Below are 21848 nucleotides of genomic sequence, written 5' to 3'. Positions count from 1 at the left end.
TGGCCGTCACTCGCGGAAGGCGCGGTTGAAATAGTCGGCCATCGGCTTGATCAAATAGGACAGGGGGCTTCTTTCGTCGGTTTTGATCATGGTCTCTACGGGCATACCCGGCAGCAAGGCCTGACCGTTCAGCCGCTCGATCTGGTCGTCTTCGGGTGCAACTTCGGCGCGGTAATAAGTCTGTCCGGTGCTGTCATCGGTGAATGTGTCTGCCGAAACGGTGATGACCCGGCCGTTAATCTCAGGCGTTTCCCGTTGATTGAAAGCGGGAAATCGCAATGAGACCGGTTGACCGATATGCAACTGATCCACATGGATCGCGTCAACGCGCGCTGCCACCAGCAAGGGGGTGTCCTGCGGCACTACATACATCATCGGTTCTGCCGGCTGAATCACCGACTGCAGTGCAAAGACCTGACTGCCGTAGACAGTTCCGTCGACGGGCGCGCGGATGTCCAGCCGCGACAGCCGCACATCCAGCGACAAACGACGTTCGGCCAGTTCCGAGATCTGCGTCTGCACATCCCGTAATGCGGTTATTGCCTCTTCGCGCCGGGTCGAGGTCAGTTCGACAATCTCGATTTCGGTCGCAGCGATCTGGCCTGTCAGACGCGCGATTGCGGCTTCCAGGCGGCCAATCTCACCGGTCAGGCTGGCCTCTTCCCGTTGCAGAGCCGAGACACGGCTGGCTGGAGTAAGTCCGCGGTCAAACAGGCTCTGCTGGTCTTTCAACTCGTCCTGAATCAGCTCAACCTGACGCCGCAGAGATACAAGTTGGGCCTCGGTGCCTTCGATCTCGCTTTCGATTTGGACCCTTTGCTTGCGCAGTTGCTCGGTCTGCTGTGTCAAGGTTTCCAGGCGCGCCTCGAACAGGCGTTGCTGACCAGCAATCAGGTCGGGGTCGATTTCGTCCTGCTTCTGCACATAAGCCAGCTGTGCGGCCAAAGTCTCGGCGTCCCCACCGTCGCGTTCGGCCTCTAGGCGGACCCGGCGGGCCAAAAGCTCAAACAACTGGGATTCAACGATGGTCTTTTCCGAAGACAAAAACGTATCGTCCAGGCGGACCAGTAGGTCGCCATCTGTAACCGCGTCGCCATCGCGGACGTAAATCTCACCCACGACGCCACCGTCGGGGTGTTCAACCACTTGTCGGTTGCTTTGAACCTCGATGATCCCGGGCGAGACAATGGCCCCGGCCAAACGGGTCTGAACCGCCCAGACACCCAGCCCGCCGACAAGAATGATCAGCGCTGCAAAGCCGACAAGGGCCGGAACCGTGATCCGCCACACCGGGCGCGCACCCTTAGCCACCTTATCCTGCATCTTTTTTCACCTGGCTGAGGCCCCGTTTGATCGCACCGGCATTCTGCACCATCGCAGCCAACACCTCGTCGCGGCTGCCGGTTTTTACCACCTGTCCGTTCTCAACAACCGCCAGATCGTCACATTCCGATATCGCCTGCGGGCGGTGGGTCATTATGATGGCAGATTTGCCAGCCTCCTTTAGCCCTCGAACAGCGGCGTTCAACGCCTCGGTCCCTTCGGCGTCCAAAGCTGAGTTTGGTTCGTCGAGGATCAGCATGACCGGGTTTCCGTACAAGGCGCGCGCCAGTGCGATCCGTTGTTTTTGGCCACCGGACAGTTGGCTGTCGTTGCCCTCCAGAAACGTGTCATACCCCTTGCTGAGCGTCAGGATCAGTTCGTGTGCCTTGGCTTTTTTTGCGGCCGCTACAACAGCCTCGGGGTCTGGGTTTTCCGACATGCGGGCGATGTTCTCTGCCACGGTTCCGTTGAACAGGGTCACCTCTTGCGGCAGATAGCCGATATGCTGGCCCAGATCGGTGGGGTCGTATTGATCAAGCGTCGCACCGCCTAGGCGAATTTCTCCGGTGGCCGGTTGCCACAAGCCCAACAGGGCCTTGGCCAGCGTCGATTTTCCCGACCCGCTTTTGCCGATCACACCAAGCGCACGGCCCGGTTCAAGTTGTAGTGCGACATTCCGCAGGGTTGGTTTGTCCGCGCCGGGCGGGATTACCGTCAGGCCCTTGGCGGTCAGTCGGGCCTCGGGCACGGGCAGTTTGGTGCGCCCCGTTTCAGGCGGGGTTGCGTCCAGAAACCGGTTCAAAGAGGTCCACGCCGTTCGCGCGCGCTGGACCATGCCCCATTGACCTACAGCCTGTTCCACCGGCGCCAGCGCGCGGCCCAATAGGATCGAGCCAGCGATCATCGCGCCCGGCGTCAACTCGTTGCGCAGCACCAGCCACGCGCCAAGCGCCAGCATCGCCGATTGCAGGAACAACCGCAGAGATTTGGTCAGTGAGGTAAAGCTGCCTGTCCAGTCGCTGGCGGCTATAGTTTGGCGCAGCGCATCTGTCCGCTGGCGTTGCCAGCGCTGGGTGATGTCGTCCTGCATACCCTGCGATCGAACCACCTCGGCCGCCTGTCTGGCATGTTCCGAAAAAGCATTTGCCTGCGCCGAGGCCCGTTGTGCCGAAGCAACCTTGCGATGCGTCAACCCTTGGTTCAGCAGCGCAATCACAATCAGCAGGGACCCACCTGCCACGGCCAGCCAGCCCAGCAGCGGGTGGAACAAGAAGATCGCCGCGAGAAAAACCGGGGTCCACGGAATATCCATCACCGCAAGCAATACGGGTGAGGAACACAGGTTCTGAATCGATTCCAGATCTCGCAATGCCGTTGCCGGAGCCGATCGTGCTTGCGGATAGAGGGACCGGCGCAACGTTGCATCGAACACCCGTTCGTCCAGTTGCGATTGAAAGCGAGCCCCGAACCGAGCAACGATCCTGCCGCGGGCATAGTCCAGCATCGCCATGAGCGCGTATAGCAGCGTCACCAGCAGAAACAGCGCCGTTAAGGTTTCCACCGCGCGCGACCCCAGTACTCGGTCATAGACCTGCAACATGAACAAGGGCCCGGTCAGCATTAGGATGTTGACGAATATGCTGAATAGAAACGCCAGAGCCAGAAAGGTCATGCCCTGATTGCGCACTTTTCGCAGCTCGTGCCGAGGCGGCATCATCATGCGGTTTTCAATATTCACGTACGGAGCCTTTAGTAACTGTTAGTCTTATGGGCTAGGGCGTTTGTGTTGGGCCGCATCCTAAAACTAAGGCGCGGTGGTGAAAATGCGAGAATTGGCAGATCGGCGAAAAGCTACTTGCGGTCAGGCCAATGATCGCCCGGTGCTGCATAAACCCTTACATGGTTCCCAAATTGGTTTCCATTGCGGTGTCACAAAAGGATCGGACCAAACGAGATTCCGCCCGATCGTTCAGATGCGCAAGATAATATCTGGTCTCCACGCTGGCATCGGTGATTGGAATCGCCCGCAGGTTAGGATGGGGAACGAATTCGAAGTCTGCGACAAATCCGATGCCGATGCCTTGTTCTACCGCTTTCCAGATAGCTTCCCGGCTGCCCAGCTCCAAAATCGGTTCCATCTCGATGCCGCGCTGTTCGGTTTCCGCTTCGATTGCGGCCCGTGTGGTCGATCCGGCCTCGCGCCGGACAATTTTCTGCCGATGCAGATCGCTGATCGATATCCCGGCCCGATGAAAGAACGGGTGGTTAGAGTTAACGAAGGCTACCACCTGATGCGTGCTGTAAAGCCGAGTTGTGACGCGCGGGTCAGACTGCACTTCGGCCAGGATCGCAACATCGGCCTCGTATGAGACGATTCGATCAAAGCAGCGCTGCGAATTTCCGAACCAGACGTCTAGATCGATGGCGGGGTATTTGGACTTGAAGGCCACGATCATGTCGGTGGCGTGAAACGGGCCGACAGCCGCGATGCTGAGCTGCCCTGCGTGAAACCCGCGAAACGAATCCAGCAGGGTTTCAGCATCAACCTCGGCCTGATGCAGGCGCGAGGTGATGGCCAGTAATTCGCGCCCGGCATGAGTCAGTCGCACTTCGCGCCCTACGCGATTGAACAGTTGCACGTCATAGCGGTTTTCCAGATCCTTTACCTGCGTCGACAGGGTAGGCTGGGTAATGTTCAGTTCATTGGCGGCTGCTGAAAATCCGCGATAGGTTGCAACCGCATGAAAAGATCTAAGTTCTGATTTCAACATAGCCTCAGAATATGGGCTGCCCTGTTGAAATCAATTGCGTTTATGGGTCTTTCAAAGATTTGAAATGGTAAAGGGCCGCGATATCGACGCCTTTAATTTGTCAATCTGACGTCGAAGAACCGTAAACATCTTCGGTGACGACATCTGTGGAACTGGTAACTTGGTTACCCCGCCAGTTGAACGAATTTATGTGCCCACGTTCATGTTATCCAACCTAACAAAACTGACCATCTGTGGATTGCGGATGGTGACCTACTTGCTGAAGTGAAGTGGAGGTGCTGGTGTCGAGTTTGAGTATCGCGCGCCGCAACGCATTTGGGAATGCTGTTGTTGGCGGACGACGCGCGCAGCCTACAGGGCAACGTAACGTCTCAGTTGAGTTTCAGTAAACTCTTTGAATAGATGAGCATTGGCTAATCAGGGGAATTCGATGACACATGCGGCTCTGAATGTTTCTGAGGCAAATCACGTGGACTTGGCTGCGTTAAAAGATACGTTGGACCGTCAGCGCAGTGCCTTCTCTTCTGATATCTACCCTGATTTTCAGACGCGCAAAGACCGGCTAGATCGTCTTGAGGTTGCGCTGGAAACGAATTTTGATCGCCTTGTCGAAGCCTTGAACGCTGATTTCTCGCACCGCAGTGCGGTGGAGTGCAAAGCCGTTGATCTGGTCCCCGCTTTTGGGTCGATCCGGTTTGCGCGCAAAAACCTCAAACGTTGGATGCGCGCACGCAGGGTTTCAATGCCGCTGCATCTGCAGCCTGCGCGGGGTAAGATCGTGCCGCAGCCGCTGGGTGTTGTCGGGATCATCTCACCCTGGAATTTTCCGGTCTTTTTGTCGATCGCACCAATGGCCGCGGCCATTGCGGCGGGAAACCGTGTGATGATGAAGCCGTCAGAGCTTTCGCAGCACACGTCGGAGGTCCTGCACCAAATGATCGCCGACAATTTTGACCCATCAGAAGTTAGCGTTTTGACGGGCGGGCCGGAAATCGGGTCTGCATTCAGTGCGTTGCCCTTCGACCATCTGCTGTTCACCGGATCGACCCAAGTAGGTCGAAAAGTGGCAGTCGCCGCTGCCGCGAACCTGACTCCGGTCACTTTGGAATTGGGCGGAAAATCCCCAGCCATTGTGACGCCAAATGCCGATCTGAAACGCGCCGCGAAACGTATCGCTTGGGGCAAGACGGTAAACGCCGGACAGATTTGCGTTGCACCAGACTATGCGCTGGTTCCAAAGGCACAGGTGGACGCGTTTGCCGATTTGATGTTGCAAGAGCTTTCCGCCCTGTATCCGGATGGTGCGTCCAGCCCTGACTATGGCGGGATCATCTCGGATCGCCACCTGAACAGGCTGAGCGATCTGGTCAAAGAGGCCGAGCAATCGGGCGCCAAGGTGCTATGTCTTCAGACATCTTCTACACCGGAAGGAAAGCGTGTGCTGCCACCGACCCTCATTGTCTCGCCCGATGTCGATCTGGGCATCATGCAGGAAGAGATTTTCGGGCCCGTTCTGCCGGTAATCGCCTATGATGCCACTGAGGATGCCGTCGCCTTTGTACAGAATCGCGACCGCCCGCTGGCGCTGTATGTGTTTTCGGAATCCAAAGATGACCATGATTTCTGGGCCTCGCATTCGATCTCGGGTGGGATGGGCGTGAACGAAGTACTGCTCCAAGTCGGCTGTGACACGCTGCCGTTCGGAGGGGTCGGATCGTCAGGCATGGGCGCTTATCACGGCGACCGTGGCTTTGAGACATTCAGCCACATGAAATCGGTGTTTACCCAGACAAAGCTCAATGGTGCAGGCTTGCTGGCACCGCCCTACAACAAGATATCCGAGCGCGTTGTTGCCTTGATGAAACGCTTTTCGTGAGGTCGGGCTGCTCAGTCGAAGCCAATACAATAACACTTTTCCTGTCCAAGCCCGGCGGGTGGCTTGCTCTTGAATTCTGCGGAAGTAGTGAGTAAAACCACGCGACCAGCTAAAGCCTACTGATCTAGTAGCCTACTTCAGCAAGACATCACTTCTTCACACCGAAATACTTCCGAGCCTGACTTTGGGCGCGGGGGTGAACTGCTTGCGCAAGGGCCACCAGATTGAACGACCCGATGTCATCCCAGCTTTACGACCCGACCCTGGAACATTCTTCCTGTGGAGTGGGTTTCCTGACGCGAAAAGATGGAAAGCAAACCCATGACGTCCTGCTAAAGGGGCATGAGGCCCTGTGCGCAGTGCCGCATCGTGGCGGAATGTCGTCTGAAGGTGTGGGTGATGGGGCCGGTATCAGCGTCGATTTGTCCGCCGGGTTCTTTTCGGCCCTGGTTGGTCAGCCGTTGGACGCGGGCCGTTTCGGTGTCGGCAACTTTTTCCTGCCGGCTGATACGGCTCAGCATGCGCGCGCCGAGTCCTTGGTTGCCGAGACATTACAGTCCCATGGGTTCTCGATCCTTTTGCGCCGCGATGTTCCGGTAAACAACGATGCAATCGGTGCGCGGGCGGTAAAATGGCAGCTGCCGATCGTACAGTGGGTTTTTGCTTTGCCGAAAGTTCTGGACGGCAATGCGGTAGATAAACAGATCCACAAGGCGCTGCTTGAGATCGAGGCCATCGCCTATACGGACAAAGATCTGGAAGGGCTGTACCCTCTGTCTCTGTCACACCGTACGCAGGTTTTTAAGGGGCGGCTGAACTCGTGGGAGATCATTCCCTATTTCAGTGATCTGTCGAACCCTGATCACAGCATCCACACGATGTATTTCCACACGCGGTTTTCGACCAACACCGATCCGCACCCATCTATGGCGCAGCCATTCCGGCTGATGGCGCACAATGGTGAATTGAACACCGACAAAAAGAATCGCCTGTCTGAGGCCGCGATTGCGCTGGCCCGAAATACCTCAATCATCCGCCCCCCCGGTCAGTCGGACAGTTGCCGGTTGGACCAAACATTGAACAGCCGTGTCTGTGACGAAGGGCTTGATCTGGTTGCGGCTGTTGTCGCCATGATGCCGCCCGCCTGGGAAAACGACAGCCGGATGTCGCAGGATGTTCTGGACATGCTCGAGTATTTCTCGCTGTTCGAGGAAAAGAATGACGGTCCGGCGGCGCTGGTGTTCGGTAATGGCACCATCATCGGTGCCCGGCTGGACCGGCTGGGTCTGCGTCCGTTGCGGTCGGTTGAAACGGATGAATATCTGGCGGTGATGTCCGAGGCGGGGCAAATCAGCTTTCCGCCCGAAACCGTCACCCGCCGCGGTCGGGTCGAGGCCGGGGGTATGATCTACTTTGACCATTCCCAAAAGCGGATCATTGAGACGCAGGAAGCGCTGGAGACGCTGGCGGCCCATAACGATTATGCCGCGCTGCTTGCGGATGCCCGCACCCATCTGGACGATCTGCCTGATCCCGAGATGGACCCCAAACAGGCCGCGGCCCGTTATCAGGGCGATCTGGAACGACCCGCACGCTATGTGGCATATACGCTAAATCAGGAAACCTTCCGCTTCCTGATGGACCCGATGCTGCAGACCGGGGTCGAGAAGGTCTCGGCCATGGGATATGGCAATGCAATCAACGCGCTGTCCGATAATGAAGGCGGTGTAGCGAAGTATTTCAGCCAGCGGTTTGCGCAGGTGACGAACCCGCCGCTCGATAGCATCCGCGAGGCAGACGGTATGACCCTACGGGTGTCGCTGGGTGAAAAGCCGCATCTGGGCCAGGCCCGGCATCCGCAGATCGTTATCGACAGCCCGGTTCTTCGCATGACCGATGTTCTACAGATCAAGGCGCAGACGGACACGCCTTGGGCTCGGTTTGACATGCTCTACGCGCCGGTGCTCGGCGATCCGACGGGCAATGAAGCTGCACTTGAGGGTGCGTTGGATGCTCTGGCCGAAGACGTCGTGCGTTTTGCGCGTGACACCGGTGGGATCGCCATTATCTCCGACCGCCACATTGCACGGGATCGGGCGGCGCTGCCGATGACGCTAGCCGTTTCGGCGGTGAACCAGCGCCTGATCGAAGAAGGGCTGCGGTTCAAAACCAGTTTGGTGATTGAAAGCGGTCAGATTGCGTCTTCCCACCATATCGCCTGCGCATTGGGTTTCGGAGCGGCGGCGGTCTATCCTCTGGGTGTTCGGATGCGGGCGGAAGAGCTGTTTGAGGGCGACGCCGTTACCGAAGCCTATATGAAGTTCCGCAAAGCCGCCGAAAAGGCCCTTATGAAAACGATGGGCAAGGTCGGACTTTGTACCGTCGAAAGCTATTCGGGCGGTGAGTTCTTTGAGCCGAATTTCCTCGACACCAATGACCGTGTTTTCGCGCGGTATTTCCCGAATATGAAAACACCTGTGGGCGGAGTGCAGTTCAACACGATTGCGCAATCGGTGGTCGACTGGCATGAACGCGCGCTGCAGGTGAAGGCAGACAGCGACATCCCCATGCTGGGCTTGTTCAAGGAACGCTCCGAGGGGGCGGGGCACTCTTACGGTGTGACCGCTGTGCGCGGGTTTGTAGACCTGACAGAAGAGCCCATTACCTTTGCGCAGAACGACGAAGAGATCGATCCGCTGCGCCTGCTGACCTTGCGCCAGATGGATGACGCCTTTGGTATTTCAGAGGATGGTTATGTCAACACCAGCTTTGACAAGCTGACAAAGGAACAGGCTGACGGTTTTCGGATCACCCCCGGTTACCGTGATTTCAGCCGCATGATGGCGGATGAACGCGCCCGCCGCCCCGCTGCACTGCGCGATGTGCTGGCCTTCCCAGCGGACATCACGTTCATGGACAAGGTGGCCGATATCAAGCGCGAGATGAAGCTGTTCAACCGCGCCGGCAACCGCGATTTCGTGATCCGTGGGCTGGATGTGGTCGATATCGGTGATGGGCAGTTCCTGCTGGCCCTGACCGGGCCGAAAGCACGGGATATCGGGCGTCTGGATGCCTTGCGACAAACTCTGGTTCAGCGGTTCGGTGACGATGTCGAGGGCCACTCCATCATCGGAGGAGAACTGAAGGTTGCCGTACGCGGTGAGGCGTTGGATTACCTTTCGCGCATCCGCCCAGCCCCGGATCGTATCGCGTTGGAGCAGGTGCAGCCGGCGTCCGAGATCACCCCGCGATTGGCTTCAGGCGCTATGTCCCATGGTGCATTGGTGGCGTCAGCCCATGAGGCAGTGGCGCACGGCACGAACATGGTCGGCGGTATGTCAAACTCGGGCGAGGGCGGCGAGCACATCAGCCGCTACGGCACTATCCGAGCTAGCCGGATCAAACAGTTCGCCTCGGGCCGATTTGGGGTCTGGGCGGGGTACCTGGCCGAGCCCAATCTGGAAGAGATCGAGATCAAGATCGGGCAGGGGGCCAAGCCCGGCGAGGGCGGTCAGTTGCCTGCGCCCAAAGTCACGGTCGAGATTGCGGCAGCCCGTGGCGGCACCCCGGGTGTTGAGTTGATTAGCCCGCCGCCGCATCACGACACATATTCGATCGAAGACCTCGGCCAGCTAATCCACGACGCCAAGGCCGCCCGTGTGCGAGTGATCGTCAAACTGGTATCCTCGGAAGGGATCGGCACCATTGCCGTTGGCGTTGCCAAGGCGGGCGCTGATGTGATCAACGTAGCCGGTTCGACCGGCGGCACCGGTGCAGCCTCGGTGACCTCGCTGAAATACACAGGACGCGCGGCCGAGATCGGGATCGCCGAGGTGCATCAGGCTCTGGTCGCCAACCGTATCCGTCAAAAAGTATCATTGCGCTGTTCTGGCGCAATGCAGACCGGGTCGGACGTGGTCAAGGCCGCCCTGCTGGGCGGCGACAGCTTTGAATTCGGCACGACGGCGCTGATGATGCTGAAATGCGTTATGGCCAAGAACTGCAACGTTAAATGCCCCGCCGGACTGACCACCAACCCCGAGGTGTTCGACGGTGACCCTCGCGCGTTGGCGCAGTATCTGCTGAACATCGCCCACGAAACCCGCGAGATTCTGGCCGATCTGGGGCTGAAATCGCTGGACGAGGCGCGTGGTCGAGCCGATCTGTTGCATCTGCTGGATCACCCGGCCTCGGTCGGGCAGCTCAACTTGCGGCCGATGCTGACCCATATCCCGGAGAAACCGATGCAGGATCCCGTCTACCTAGAGCGGGATTTTGCAGTGGATGACGGGTTGCTTGAACAGGTGCGCCTGCGCCTGATCGAGAACGATGAAACCGCCGTTGAACTGCGTCCGAATGAACCGCTGAACAACCGCAACAAATCGGTTGGCGGGCAATTGGCGATTGATATTGAGCGGATGCTGAACCACCAACTTGAAACGCTGCCCGCCGCCGCGCTGAAAGATGCGCGCGGTCGGTGCTATCTGGATCATCGCTCGGTGCGCGTGGTGACGCAGGGGTCGGCGGGTCAGAGCTTTGCCGCCTTCTGCAACGACGGTATGGTGATGGATCATACCGGAACCTGCAATGACGGTGTCGGTAAAGGCGCTTGTGGTGGCGAAATCATCGTCCGCGCGCCGGGTGGCGGATCGGCGGATGAAAACGTGTTGATCGGAAACTTTGCCCTGTTCGGCGCCACCGGCGGTCGGTTGTTCATCGAAGGGCAGGCGGGGGACCGCTTTGCCGTTCGGAACTCGGGCGCGACCGCAGTGGTCGAAGGCGTGGGTGACTTCTGCGCCGAATATATGACCAACGGTGCGATTCTGAACATCGGAGGGTTCTCGAAAGGGTTCGGAAACGGCATGTCCGGTGGATTTGCCTATCAGTACGACCCGGAAAATCGTCTGCCGGATATGCTGTCACGAGACAGTGTGTTTATGGGCAAACTCAATGACGGCAGCCCGCAGGCCGACATCCACCGTGAGGCGGTGCGGCAGTTGCTGGAATGGCATCATGAGGCGACAGGATCGACCCGCGCGGCCCATCTACTGTCGAATTGGGAACAGGCACAGGCGGATATGGCGTGGGTTATGCCCAAAGCGCTGCTGCAATATCAGGATGCGGATGCGATCCTGGCGGCCAAGTCGAAAAAAGACCTGACCGAGGAACTGGCGACCGCGCTGGCTGCGCATCAAGTGGCAGAACTGAAACGCGCTTGGAAACGGGGCCGTCCGGTGCATAAGGGTGCTTTTCCGGCCTATGGCGAGATGGACACACCCGAGATGTTCCGCCTGCTCAACAGCTATACGGTGCTGGAAATGGCGCAGGGTCTGGCGCGCAAACGCGTCGGCAAAACCGCGGACCAGCGCGCCGTGGACAAGGCCGCGCGCAACCTGGTGCTGACCGAGGATTTTGCGCTGATGATGTGGTTGGCCAAACATGCTCGCACCGCGATCGCCGATTACGAGGAGGCGGGGCTGGCCGTTCTGGTGTCGAACAAACGCCTGAGCGATTTCAAACGCGCCCTGTCGATGCGCAATATCCTGAGCATGGACAGCCCCGGCACCTATGCCTGGATCCTGCATCAGGACGCCAAGAACCGAGCTGCTCTGGGAGATATCCCAAGCTTTGACGAACTATTCGCCACGACGGCCCTGCCTGATTTGGTGGCAAGGACCGCTGCGGAGTAACAGAATGCAACTACCCTATATTCCCGAAGACGCACCATTTTCCGGTGACCAACGCGCTTGGCTTGGTGGCTTTCTGGCTGGGCTTCATTCCCGCGCGGCAATGGGTGGCGCGACCCCGGTTGCGGTGTCCGAAGCCACAGTTCAGGCCAAGCCGCTGAACATCCTTTACGGTACTCAGACTGGCAATGCCGAAGACGTCGCGAACGAGGCTGCAACCCTGGCCCGCACCCGCGGTTTCGCCCCCAAGCTTGAAGAATTGGACGCGGTAACGCCTGAACAACTGGCGACAATGGAACATGTGGTCGTCGTCATCTCGACCTATGGTGAGGGCGAGATGCCCGACAATGCGGGGCTGTTCTGGGAGGCGCTGTCGTCATCGACCGCTCCGCGTCTGGAAAACCTGAATTACGGTGTTCTGGGTCTGGGCGACACCAGCTATGAGTATTTCTGCCAAGCAGCCAAGCTGATCGATATGCGACTGGAGCAACTGGGCGCGAAACGGTTGGGTGATCGGGTCGATTGCGATGTGGACTATGACGAAGTTGCGACCGGCTGGCTGACCTCAACTCTTCCGACAGCTGAATCTGCGACTGCGCCGGTCCCTGCGCGCGCTGATGCCAAGCTGACGAAATCGGGCTGGTCGCGCAAGAAGCCCTATGTGGCGACGGTGTGCGACAACCGCATTCTGTCCGGCGCAAACTCTGCCAAGGAAATCCGCCACATCGCCTTTGAACTCGGCGACAGCGGGATGTCTTATGAAGCAGGCGACGCGCTTGGCGTGATGCCTGTGAACGCCCCCGATCTGGTTCAATCGCTGATCCAGCGACTTGGTGTCAGCCCTGATCACGCGGTAGCGGGGTACGACGCGCCCCTGTCCGAGCTGCTGATGAAAAAGTTCGAAATCACCACCCCGTCGCGCGATCTGATAAAGGCGCTGGTCCCGCTGGCTGGTGATTATGAGTTCAGCCACGTGGTCCGAAATGGCGACAAGGAAGCTCTGGACGCCTTTCTTTGGGGTAAGGACCTGCTGGACCTGCTGCAGCTTAACCCAAACCTGCCTTTGGACCCGGATGAAGTGGTCAGCTGGCTGAAGCCGCTGCAGCACCGCGCCTACTCAATCTCGTCCAGTCCCAAGGCGCATCCGGGGGAGGTGCATCTGACCGTGGCCGCTGTGCGCTGGACCTATAACCGCCGACCGCACCGTGGCGTCTGTTCGACTTTCCTTGCCGATCATGCGCCTGAAAGCGCGCAGGCGGGCATATTCATGTCTCCGAACAAGGCCTTCCGCGTACCGACCGACGACAACGTGCCAATGATCATGGTCGGGCCGGGCACTGGCATTGCCCCCTTCCGTGCGTTTCTGGAAGAGCGCCGTGAGCGTGGTGCGAAAGGCGCCAACTGGTTGTTCTTCGGCGACCAGCACCGAGAAAGCGATTTCATCTACGAGGATGAGATAAGTGCACTCAGCGGCTCGGGTTTGTTGACCCGGCTGGACTTGGCATTTTCGCGTGACCAGAAGGAAAAGATCTACGTCCAGACCCGCATGCAGGAAAACAGTAAAGATCTGTTCGCTATGCTGGAAGCGGGTGGACATTTTTATGTCTGCGGTGACGCCACCCGCATGGCGCGTGACGTGGATGCGGCACTGCACAAAATTATCGAAACCCAGGGCGGCATGACGCCTGAGGCGGCAACGGACTACGTCAACCGCCTCAAGCGTGAAAAGCGCTACGTGCGGGACGTCTATTAAAGGACCTCCCATGCCACAACTCAGCAGACAGGCGCTGGCTGCCTGTCCTATGGCTGCCGTATTACCCAATACGCTTGGCGAGATGTCGCGTGTGACGGATGTGACCTTGCTGGGTTGGGATGTCGAGACTCTGGCCTTGCTGGGCACGCAGTTCGAAGACGCGCTGATAACAACGCGAAATCAGGTTGCGATTATCTCGGGGCGGGGCGGTTATGCTGGCCTGCAACCGGCCAACAGGTCCTACAACGTCAACGCTCGGCGGGTAAACCTGAGGTATCTTGATACAGCGCCAGTTTCTTTGGCCCGCTACAATCGCAATCCGCGCCTGGATCAGCCCGGCGCGTTGTTGGCAGTGGACCGCAACGGAGAGGTGCAGCATCGCGTTCAGTTCGTCACCGACTATGATGTGCGCGTGGCGGAGTCACTGGATGTGACCGAAACCGAAATACCTGAACAGGCTGAACCGCTTTTGGCTGAACATGACAATGTTGTGCCCTTCAACGCGATACGATCCGCCCGCCAGTCGTGGGATAAATCCGTTGCTGCAGATCATCTGAATGATTTCCTTACAGATCGGGGGCACGCGCGCCTGAAATGTCTGCGTCACATGGGTAGAGAAAAGGCTTGGCGCGTCGACAATGGGGCTTTTTGCGGATTTCTGGAGCAACTGCACCACGCCCGCAGAGATTTTACCCGCATTGTTTGTGCGACAGGTCTGATGCAGGCGCAAGCGGGCCGGATTGAGCGGATTGGCCGGCAAGGTCCAATCCTGACATGCGCGTCATCCATCAGCACCTTTGCAATCGACACAGCCGAGATCGGATCGATCTGGGTGGCAGCGTCTCGTCTGCATTGGCAGTTGGAAATCTACGATCGCAAAGACCGAGCGGTCGCAATTCTGACCGCGCCGCCGTTGTCATGCGGGCAGGACTGGAGGAACCTGCTGCTGGCTATGCCCCGCTCGCATTAGAGCGGTGTTGATTTTCCTCACCGTCCGCCGTTTGCGCCTAAGGTCACAAGTGGCGGTCAACGCTTGGTCGAAATGCGATACTCGTGTGTAAAAACCGCACATTCAGACCTTTTTGCGTTGGCCACCAAGGTAATACCGGTCTGATCCGCAATATCCACCGCAAGGGTTGTCGGCGATGACACCGCAATCAGCATAGGGCAGCCCAAAGAAGCAGTTTTCTGGACCAACTCAAGTGACACCCGCGAGGTCACAACCACTGCGCCGATGGCCGGGTCGGTGCCTGATCGGATCAATGCGCCCAGCAACTTGTCCAATGCGTTGTGACGCCCGACGTCTTCCCGGGCCATGACAATTCCTTTACCCGGAACCAGAAATCCAGCGGCGTGTGCTGATCGGGTCCGATCATGCAAGAACTGATGATCACGCAGTGACTCGGGCGCGTGGGCCACTTCATCGACCTCGATCCGTAGCGATGTATCCGTCACACGGGGTAGAGTTCGCGTCACCTGCTCTAGGCTGTCGATACCACACAGCCCACATCCCACCGGGCCCATCATCGCACGCCGTCGCGCTGAAACTTGTTCGGAGGCGTCCTCTTTCAACCAGAACCGCGCTTCAATCCCTGTCTTGTGCGCGACCTGTTCATACTCCGTAATGTCATCCTGGCCCGCGATGAAGCCTTCGGTCATGGCAAAACCCAAGGCAAAGTCATGGACATCTGCAGGTGAGGCCATCATCACCGCGGCCGTAGTTCCGTTGAAAACAACCGCCACTGGAACCTCGCTTGCCAGATCCCTGACCCGAGTCGCGCGGTCTGGGTAACGAGCGACCGTTACCATCCGCGATGTCGGAAATTGAACGACAGGGCTTTCCCGAAATGGCGCGGTCATGTCGAATGTATTCTGGCAAGGGCGTTATGACCTTGTACTGTCAAGGAAAAGAACACGCGCTGAGACCGGTCGTGTCGGTCATCAAGGTCGATCAACCGATGATCTTCAGCCAATGCCACGCATTCGCGTAGGACCAACGCATGCGCAATCCCCAGCTTGGCCGCAAAGCTGCGGCTGTCCTGTGAAAGACCATGATGTGCCGCCGCCAGAACCCCGGCTGCCAGAGGGCTCAGAACATCCGGGTTTCGTTCAAGCAGGTCCGTGATGGTTTGCATCAGCATGTTGTCCATCCTCACTGCTCCGACATTTCGAACCGCACCATCACGGACTTGGAGGCGGGGGTGAAACTTTTGTCGCCGAAGGCCTGATACGGCACCAGAACGTTCAATTCGGGGTAGTAGCCCGCTACGCAACCGCGCGGGATGTCATAAGGCACCAATCGGAAGTCCCGCGCGATCCGTTCAATGCCATCGTCGTGACATCCGACCACATTCACCCGGTCGCCTGCTGCCGCGCCCAGTTGGGCCACGTCTTGAGGGTGCATGAAGACGACCTGACGCTCTCCGTAAACACCGCGATATCGGTCATCCATACCGTAAACGGTGGTGTTGTACTGGTCATGCGAGCGGAAGGTCTGCAGCACAAAGGTCTGATCGTTGCTTTGCGCCCGCTGCCACTCTGTCTGATCCGGCAGGTCGGTGGCAGAGAAATTGGCGCGGCCGGTCGGGGTCTTCCAATCCCGCACAGCAGCGCTGTTGTACAGGTGGAACCCACGTGGCTTGCGTACCGCTTCGTTGTAGTTGCCAAAGGCGGGCAAAACACGGGCGATCAGGTCGCGGATCTTGTCATTGTCATCGGCCAATACGTCCCAGTCGACGACGCCGTTGCCTACGGTCGCCTTGGCGATACCCGAGACGATGCCAACTTCGGATTTCAGTTCTTTCGAGGCCGGCAGGTTGATCCCGCCTGAGCCATGCACCATCGACATCGAATCCTCGACCGTCACGATCTGGCGTACTCCTGCCGAGTTTCGATCAATCTCAGTACGGCCCAGACAGGGCAGGATGAAAGACAGCTTGCCCGGCAGCAAATGGCCGTGGTTCAGCTTGGTGGCCACATTCACCGTCAGGTCCAGATTGCCAAGCGCATGTGCGATCAACTGACTGTCCGGAGTGGCACGGGCAAAGTTGCCGCCCAGTCCGATAAATGCTCTGGCCTGCCCGTTCAGCATCGCGCCGATCGCGTGCAGCACGTTGTGGCCGGGCGCGCGGGGCATCGGGGCGCCCAATTCTCGTTCCATGGCGTCCAGCAGCGGTGCGGGGGCTTTTTCGTTGATGCCAACGGTGCGATCGCCCTGAACGTTGGAATGGCCGCGCACCGGGCAAAGACCCGCGCCGGGCCGTCCGACATTCCCGCGCAGGAACATGAAGCTGGCGATTTCCCGGATTGTCTGAACCGAATGCTTGTGCTGCGTCACGCCCATCGCCCAGGTGGTGATCACCTTATCCGCCGACAGATAGATTTCGGCGGCTTCTTCGATCTTGGCGTGTGTCAGACCGGATTGTTCCTCGATCTGTTCCCATGACGTGCTCTCAACCAAAGCGCGGTAGGCGTCGAAACCATGAGCATGCTCGGTGATAAACTCGTGATCCAGAACCGAAGGCTGTCCGTTAGCCAATGCCGTATCATCAGCAGCAAACACCACTTTGGCCATGCCGCGGAAGATCGCCATATCTCCACCCAGACGCGGGCGGAAGTAATCGGTCGAGGTCGCCTCGGACCCGCCCCGGATCATTTCCAACTTGTTCTGCGGGTCAGCAAAGCGATGCAGGCCCTTTTCCTTGAGCGTGTTGAACACCACAACCCGGGCGCCGCGCTGGGTGGCCTTGCGCAGATCGGCCAGCATGCGCGGATGATTGGTGCCAGGGTTCTGGCCAACCACAAAGATCGCATCCGCTTTTTCGAAGTCTTCCAGTAGCACGGTGCCTTTGCCGATCCCGATCGCCTCGGTCAGGGCGACACCGCTGGCCTCATGACACATGTTCGAGCAGTCAGGGAAGTTATTGGTGCCATAAAGACGAACGAAGGTTTGATACAGGAACGCCGCCTCATTGCTGGCGCGACCCGAGGTGTAGAACTCGGCCCGGTTGGGATCATCCAGCGCATTCAGGGCCGCACCGATTTCGGTAAAGGCGGCATCCCAGTCGACCTTCTCGTATTTATCGGTCTCAGGGTTGTAGCGCACAGGGTGAGTCAGGCGGCCTTGATGTTCCAGATCGTAATCGGTCCAGCCGCGCAGTTCAGTGACAGTGTGCTTGGCGAAAAACTCGGGCGTCACGCGGGCTTTGGTCGCCTCCCATGCGACTGCCTTGACGCCGTTTTCGCAGAACTCGAATGAAGAACCATGTTCAGGATCGCCCCAAGCACAACCCGGGCAATCGAAGCCATCAGGTTGGTTGGCCTTCAACATTGTTTTGGCACCGGACACGGGCTTGCCGCTGCCCATCAGCTGACGACCAACGCTTTTCAGGGCGCCCCAACCGCCAGCAGCGTTCGAGCTTTTGCCGATGTGCTTTTTCCCCGCCATTCCCGCCCCCGGTTGCATTCTGTTCGGGCTGGGAACACGCACACGACATGCGCCGGTGGCCCGGATAAAATACTGAATTAACTGTGATTGTTCGCATGCTTCTGGAACTCTTGTTCCAGTGGCTGTTTCAAGCTCTAGATGCGACGGAATCGCGCATGTGTCAATTGTAGAGAAGGGTATTTGATAAGTTATTTGTGCGTAATTTCTGATATTACGATAAGGGGTGCTAATTAAGCGGACTCAGAGTGTCGACCTAACAGGACGTATACCAATGCCCCTGCAAACAGCACAGCCATGGCATACCATGTCAGTGCGTAGGACAGGTGAGAATTGCTGAATTTAACGACGGTCAATCCCCCGCGCGGCCATGTGCCTGGTGCGCCCTGATGATCGGCATCCAGAAAGTACGGCAGGGTCTGGCCAAGATTTCGCGCAACTGACATACCCTTCGTATCGCGTGACACCCAACGGTCGACTTCCGGATCATTCCGTTCCAGCAGAGTGCCGCCTTCGACAGTGGGGCGCAGCAAGCCGGTGATTGGTGTTTGCGGCGGTGTCCAGTCCTCTGGCGAGGCAACATCCGCGTGAACATAGCCGCGATTGACCCACAATACGCCCTGATCGGTTTGAAGTGGTGACATCACCCAGAGGCCGGGGCCAATCTCGGTCACAGCTTTGACCAAAACTGCGGGGCTGTCGAGAAACTGGCCATCAACCGAGACGCGCTGATAGGCGTGTAGTTTTGGGTCGAACTGCGCGGGCAGGGCAGTTGGTTCGCCAAAGGCGCGCGCGTCAACGGCGGTAATCAGATCGTTTTTCCAGGCCAGACGACGCACCTGCCAGTTGCCCAGCAGAACAAAGACCACGATCAACACCGCCGACAGCCCTATGAGCAGAGCTCTGACCCAAATGGGCCGCCGCGCGGTGTTCTGATCGTTCATGGCAGGTTGCGCACCCGCTCAATCTGTTCGTGGGCGGGCATCATATTCTCATCCAGATTGAACATGACCCAGATCGACCCGGCCATCACGATGACAAGCAGCAGGACCGTCAGACCTAGCGACATGGCTTGCCAGCCTTCTTCCACCTTCAGCGAGACATGCAGGAAGTAATGGATGTGCACCATCATCTGCGTGGCCCCCAGCGTAAAGATGATGGCAATGGCCCAGCCTGTGCTGTCGGTTACGTCGCCCAGCACCACCCAGAACGGGATCAGTGTCAGGACGACCGACAGCAGAAAGCCGATCATGTAGGACTTGAAGGTGCCGTGGCCCCCTTTTGCGTGATCGCTCATAGCAGCACCCCCGTAAGGTAGACCAAGGAAAAGACGCCGATCCAGATCAGATCGAGGAAGTGCCAGAACAACGACAGGCACATGACCCTGCGTTTGTTTTCGTGGGTCAGACCGTGCTGACCCAGTTGCATCAGCAGGACGATCAGCCAGATGCTGCCGCCCAGCACGTGCAGGCCGTGTGTCCCGACCAGCACGAAAAAGGATGAAAGGAATGCGCTGGCTTGCGGGGTAGCACCGATATGGATCAGGTGATTGAACTCTTCGAACTCAAGATACAGGAACCCAGCCCCGAACAACCCGGTGACGATCAGCCAAAGGATTGTGCCGCGCAGATCGTCCATGTCCATTCGCAGCACTGCAAATCCGTAAGTTATCGACGAAAACAGCAGCGCAAAGGTCGCCACCAGGATCATCTCGATCTCGAACAGGTCCACAGGGGCTGGGCCAGCTGCATAGTTCTTGCCCAACACTGCATAAGTGACGAAGAGGATGCCGAAAATCAGGCAATCGCTCATCAGGTAGATCCAGAACCCAAGCATGGTTCCGGTTTCATGGTGGTGCTCTCCGTGATCCTCCTCGTGATGAGGGTCTTCGATCACGAAGAACTCTTTTGGCGTTTCGCTTGTGGTGTCGCTCATTATTCCGCAGCCCCTGCCAGCTGTTGTGTCCGCTGGTTCTCGATCTCGCGCACTTCATCCGCAGGGACATAGTAGTCACGGTCATAGTTGAAGGTATGGGCGATGCCGTAGATCAGCGTCGCTGCAAAACTGGCTGCCGCCAGCCACCAGACATGCCAGACCAAGGCAAACCCCATGATGGTCAGGAACCCGGCCATCACGATACCCGTTGCGGTATAGCGCGGCATGTGGATCGGCACGAAGCCTTCTGTCGGGCGTGTGAACCCTTCGCGCTTCATCTGAGTGAAGGCGTCCAGTTCATACACGCGCGGTGAGAAGGCAAAGTTGTAGTAAGGCGGTGGCGAGGATGTGGACCACTCCAGCGTTCGACCATCCCACGGATCGCCCGTCGTGTCGCGCAGTTCGTCCCGCTTCAGGATCGAGACGATGATCTGAACGATGAAGGCTCCGATCCCGGCGGCGACGAACAGTGCACCCACAAGGGCAACGATGAAGTAGACCGAATAGAACGTATCCTCAAACTGGCTGAGACGGCGGGTCACGCCCATCAGGCCCAACACATACAGCGGCATGAAGGCCAGATAGAAACCGATGATCCAGCACCAGAAGCTGACTTTGCCCCAGAACGGCTCCAGCTTGAAACCAAACGCTTTGGGCCACCAGTAGATGATACCGGCAAAGATACCGAACACCACGCCACCAATGATCACGTTATGGAAGTGCGCGATCAGGAACAGTGAATTGTGCAGCACGTAGTCCGCAGGGGGTACTGCCAGCAGAACGCCGGTCATACCACCGATGACAAAGGTCAGCATAAAGCCCATGACCCACAGCATCGGGGTCTCGAACCGAATGCGGCCTTTATACATGGTGAACAGCCAGTTGAAGATCTTGGCCCCGGTCGGGATTGAGATGATCATCGTGGTGATGCCAAAGAAGGCGTTCACATTTGCCCCGGCCCCCATGGTGAAGAAGTGGTGCAGCCAGACGATGTAGCTGAGCACCATGATCACGCAGGTCGCATAGACCATCGAGGTATAGCCAAACAGACGCTTGCCGGTGAAGGTCGGAACAATTTCCGAGAAAATACCAAAGATCGGCAGGATCAGGATGTAAACCTCGGGGTGACCCCAAATCCAGATGAGGTTCACATACATCATTGGGTTGCCGCCCAGATCATTGGTGAAGAAGTGGGTGCCCAGGTAGCGATCCGCCGTCAACAGCGCCAGCGTGGCCGCCAGCACAGGGAAGGTCGCCACGATCAGGATGTTGGTACACAGCGTGGTCCAGACAAAGACCGGCATCTTCATCAGGGTCATACCCGGTGCGCGCATCTTAACGATGGTGACCACGAGGTTGATGCCTGACAAGGTTGTCCCGATCCCGGCGATGTTCAGCGACCACAGGTAATAGTCCATCCCAACGCTCGGACTGTAATCCAGCCCCGAGAATGGCGCATAGGCCAACCAACCAGCGGTCGAGAATTCGCCGACAAACAACGAGAGCATGATCAGAATCGCACCCGAGACGGTTAGCCAAAAGCTGAGGTTGTTGAGAAACGGAAACGCCACGTCGCGCGCACCGATCTGCAGCGGCATGACATAGTTCATGAAGCCGGTGACAAAGGGCATCGCCACAAAGAAGATCATGATCACACCATGAGCGGTGAAGATCTGGTCATAGTGGTGAGCGTTCAAATACCCCTCGCCCCCGCTGGCTGCGATGGCCTGATGACCCCGCATCAGAAGCGCGTCAGCAAAGCCTCGCAACAACATGACCAGTCCGAGGACCATATACATGATCCCGATTTTCTTGTGGTCGATGCTGGTGAACCATTCCTTCCAGAGATAGCCCCAAAGGCGGAAATAGGTCAGCGCGCCTAGAACGGCGAGGCCACCAAGAACCACGCCGATGAAGGTGAACAGCACGATCGGTTCGTAAAAGGGGAACACGTCCCAAGAGAGTTTGCCCCAGAAAGGATCAACAGACGACAACTTGGCATGTCCGTCAGCGGTTCCGTGAGATAGCGACATTGCGTTATCTTTCCGTTTCTTATTCG

Annotated in this window: 14 protein-coding genes; 4 read left to right on the top strand and 10 right to left on the bottom strand. The window is 58.0% G+C overall.

All coding sequences use genetic code 11. The annotated features are described in order from the left end of the window. Positions 1–6: 6 nt before the first annotated feature. The 3 genes from ACXAGD_RS20210 to ACXAGD_RS20200 all read right to left on the bottom strand — a co-directional run bounded on the left by ACXAGD_RS20210 (position 7) and on the right by ACXAGD_RS20200 (position 4094). Complete coding sequence (locus ACXAGD_RS20210; protein WP_475213377.1) at positions 7–1323, bottom strand: HlyD family type I secretion periplasmic adaptor subunit; 1317 nt, start codon at positions 1321–1323, stop codon at positions 7–9. Then, the gene (locus tag ACXAGD_RS20205; protein WP_475213376.1) at positions 1313–3043 is read right to left on the bottom strand and encodes a type I secretion system permease/ATPase; all 1731 of its coding nucleotides are present in this window, start codon (positions 3041–3043) and stop codon (positions 1313–1315) included. The genes ACXAGD_RS20210 and ACXAGD_RS20205 overlap by 11 nt, the downstream gene beginning before the upstream one ends. Before the next feature lie 175 nt (positions 3044–3218). Further along, positions 3219–4094, bottom strand: a complete 876-nt coding sequence (locus ACXAGD_RS20200; RefSeq protein ID WP_475213374.1) for a LysR substrate-binding domain-containing protein — start codon at positions 4092–4094, stop codon at positions 3219–3221. 430 nt (positions 4095–4524) lie between these two features. Between ACXAGD_RS20200 and ACXAGD_RS20195 the strand changes: the two genes are divergently transcribed. The 4 genes from ACXAGD_RS20195 to ACXAGD_RS20180 all read left to right on the top strand — a co-directional run bounded on the left by ACXAGD_RS20195 (position 4525) and on the right by ACXAGD_RS20180 (position 14380). Then, positions 4525–5970, top strand: a complete 1446-nt coding sequence (locus tag ACXAGD_RS20195) for a coniferyl aldehyde dehydrogenase (protein ID WP_475213372.1) — start codon at positions 4525–4527, stop codon at positions 5968–5970. 236 nt (positions 5971–6206) lie between these two features. Continuing rightward, a complete protein-coding gene (locus ACXAGD_RS20190; protein ID WP_475213370.1) occupies positions 6207–11660 on the top strand; it encodes a glutamate synthase-related protein in 5454 nt (1817 codons plus the stop codon). A gap of 4 nt (positions 11661–11664) precedes the next feature. Beyond that, positions 11665–13410, top strand: coding sequence for a diflavin oxidoreductase (locus tag ACXAGD_RS20185; RefSeq protein WP_475213369.1), 1746 nt, complete (start codon positions 11665–11667; stop codon positions 13408–13410). A gap of 10 nt (positions 13411–13420) precedes the next feature. Next, a complete protein-coding gene (locus ACXAGD_RS20180; protein ID WP_475213367.1) occupies positions 13421–14380 on the top strand; it encodes a hypothetical protein in 960 nt (319 codons plus the stop codon). Positions 14381–14436: 56 nt separating this feature from the next. Here the strand turns inward: ACXAGD_RS20180 and fdhD are convergent, their stop codons facing one another. From fdhD to cyoB, 7 genes are all read right to left on the bottom strand, one after another. Next, positions 14437–15219, bottom strand: a complete 783-nt coding sequence (fdhD, locus tag ACXAGD_RS20175; RefSeq protein WP_475213365.1) for a formate dehydrogenase accessory sulfurtransferase FdhD — start codon at positions 15217–15219, stop codon at positions 14437–14439. A 47-nt stretch (positions 15220–15266) separates the two neighbouring features. Further along, the gene (locus ACXAGD_RS20170; RefSeq protein ID WP_475213362.1) at positions 15267–15551 is read right to left on the bottom strand and encodes a hypothetical protein; all 285 of its coding nucleotides are present in this window, start codon (positions 15549–15551) and stop codon (positions 15267–15269) included. A gap of 11 nt (positions 15552–15562) precedes the next feature. Then, on the bottom strand, positions 15563–17857 hold the full coding sequence (locus ACXAGD_RS20165) for an FdhF/YdeP family oxidoreductase (RefSeq protein ID WP_475213360.1): 2295 nt from the start codon (positions 17855–17857) through the stop codon (positions 15563–15565). A 230-nt stretch (positions 17858–18087) separates the two neighbouring features. Beyond that, positions 18088–18798, bottom strand: a complete 711-nt coding sequence (locus tag ACXAGD_RS20160) for an SURF1 family protein (RefSeq protein ID WP_475213358.1) — start codon at positions 18796–18798, stop codon at positions 18088–18090. Continuing rightward, positions 18795–19151, bottom strand: coding sequence for a cytochrome o ubiquinol oxidase subunit IV (gene cyoD / locus ACXAGD_RS20155; RefSeq protein ID WP_475213356.1), 357 nt, complete (start codon positions 19149–19151; stop codon positions 18795–18797). Before cyoD ends, ACXAGD_RS20160 begins: the two co-directional genes overlap by 4 nt. Then, a complete protein-coding gene (gene cyoC, locus ACXAGD_RS20150; RefSeq protein ID WP_475213354.1) occupies positions 19148–19789 on the bottom strand; it encodes a cytochrome o ubiquinol oxidase subunit III in 642 nt (213 codons plus the stop codon). Before cyoC ends, cyoD begins: the two co-directional genes overlap by 4 nt. After that, complete coding sequence (cyoB, locus tag ACXAGD_RS20145) at positions 19789–21822, bottom strand: cytochrome o ubiquinol oxidase subunit I (RefSeq protein WP_475213352.1); 2034 nt, start codon at positions 21820–21822, stop codon at positions 19789–19791. The genes cyoC and cyoB overlap by 1 nt, the downstream gene beginning before the upstream one ends. Positions 21823–21848: the final 26 nt, after the last annotated feature.

This window comes from Ruegeria sp. ABF4_144 (assembly GCF_056160045.1).
The sequence above is the reverse complement of the archived record's forward strand: the minus strand, read 5'-3'. Positions and strand labels throughout refer to the sequence as shown.

Coding starts and splice junctions, on each gene's coding strand:
- ACXAGD_RS20210 (WP_475213377.1), bottom strand. CDS start 1,323: ATGCAGGATAAGGTGGCTAAGGGTGCGCGCCCGGTGTGGCGGATCACG.
- ACXAGD_RS20205 (WP_475213376.1), bottom strand. CDS start 3,043: ATGATGATGCCGCCTCGGCACGAGCTGCGAAAAGTGCGCAATCAGGGC.
- ACXAGD_RS20200 (WP_475213374.1), bottom strand. CDS start 4,094: ATGTTGAAATCAGAACTTAGATCTTTTCATGCGGTTGCAACCTATCGC.
- ACXAGD_RS20195 (WP_475213372.1), top strand. CDS start 4,525: ATGACACATGCGGCTCTGAATGTTTCTGAGGCAAATCACGTGGACTTG.
- ACXAGD_RS20190 (WP_475213370.1), top strand. CDS start 6,207: ATGTCATCCCAGCTTTACGACCCGACCCTGGAACATTCTTCCTGTGGA.
- ACXAGD_RS20185 (WP_475213369.1), top strand. CDS start 11,665: ATGCAACTACCCTATATTCCCGAAGACGCACCATTTTCCGGTGACCAA.
- ACXAGD_RS20180 (WP_475213367.1), top strand. CDS start 13,421: ATGCCACAACTCAGCAGACAGGCGCTGGCTGCCTGTCCTATGGCTGCC.
- fdhD (WP_475213365.1), bottom strand. CDS start 15,219: ATGGTAACGGTCGCTCGTTACCCAGACCGCGCGACTCGGGTCAGGGAT.
- ACXAGD_RS20170 (WP_475213362.1), bottom strand. CDS start 15,551: ATGCTGATGCAAACCATCACGGACCTGCTTGAACGAAACCCGGATGTT.
- ACXAGD_RS20165 (WP_475213360.1), bottom strand. CDS start 17,857: ATGGCGGGGAAAAAGCACATCGGCAAAAGCTCGAACGCTGCTGGCGGT.
- ACXAGD_RS20160 (WP_475213358.1), bottom strand. CDS start 18,798: ATGAACGATCAGAACACCGCGCGGCGGCCCATTTGGGTCAGAGCTCTG.
- cyoD (WP_475213356.1), bottom strand. CDS start 19,151: ATGAGCGATCACGCAAAAGGGGGCCACGGCACCTTCAAGTCCTACATG.
- cyoC (WP_475213354.1), bottom strand. CDS start 19,789: ATGAGCGACACCACAAGCGAAACGCCAAAAGAGTTCTTCGTGATCGAA.
- cyoB (WP_475213352.1), bottom strand. CDS start 21,822: ATGTCGCTATCTCACGGAACCGCTGACGGACATGCCAAGTTGTCGTCT.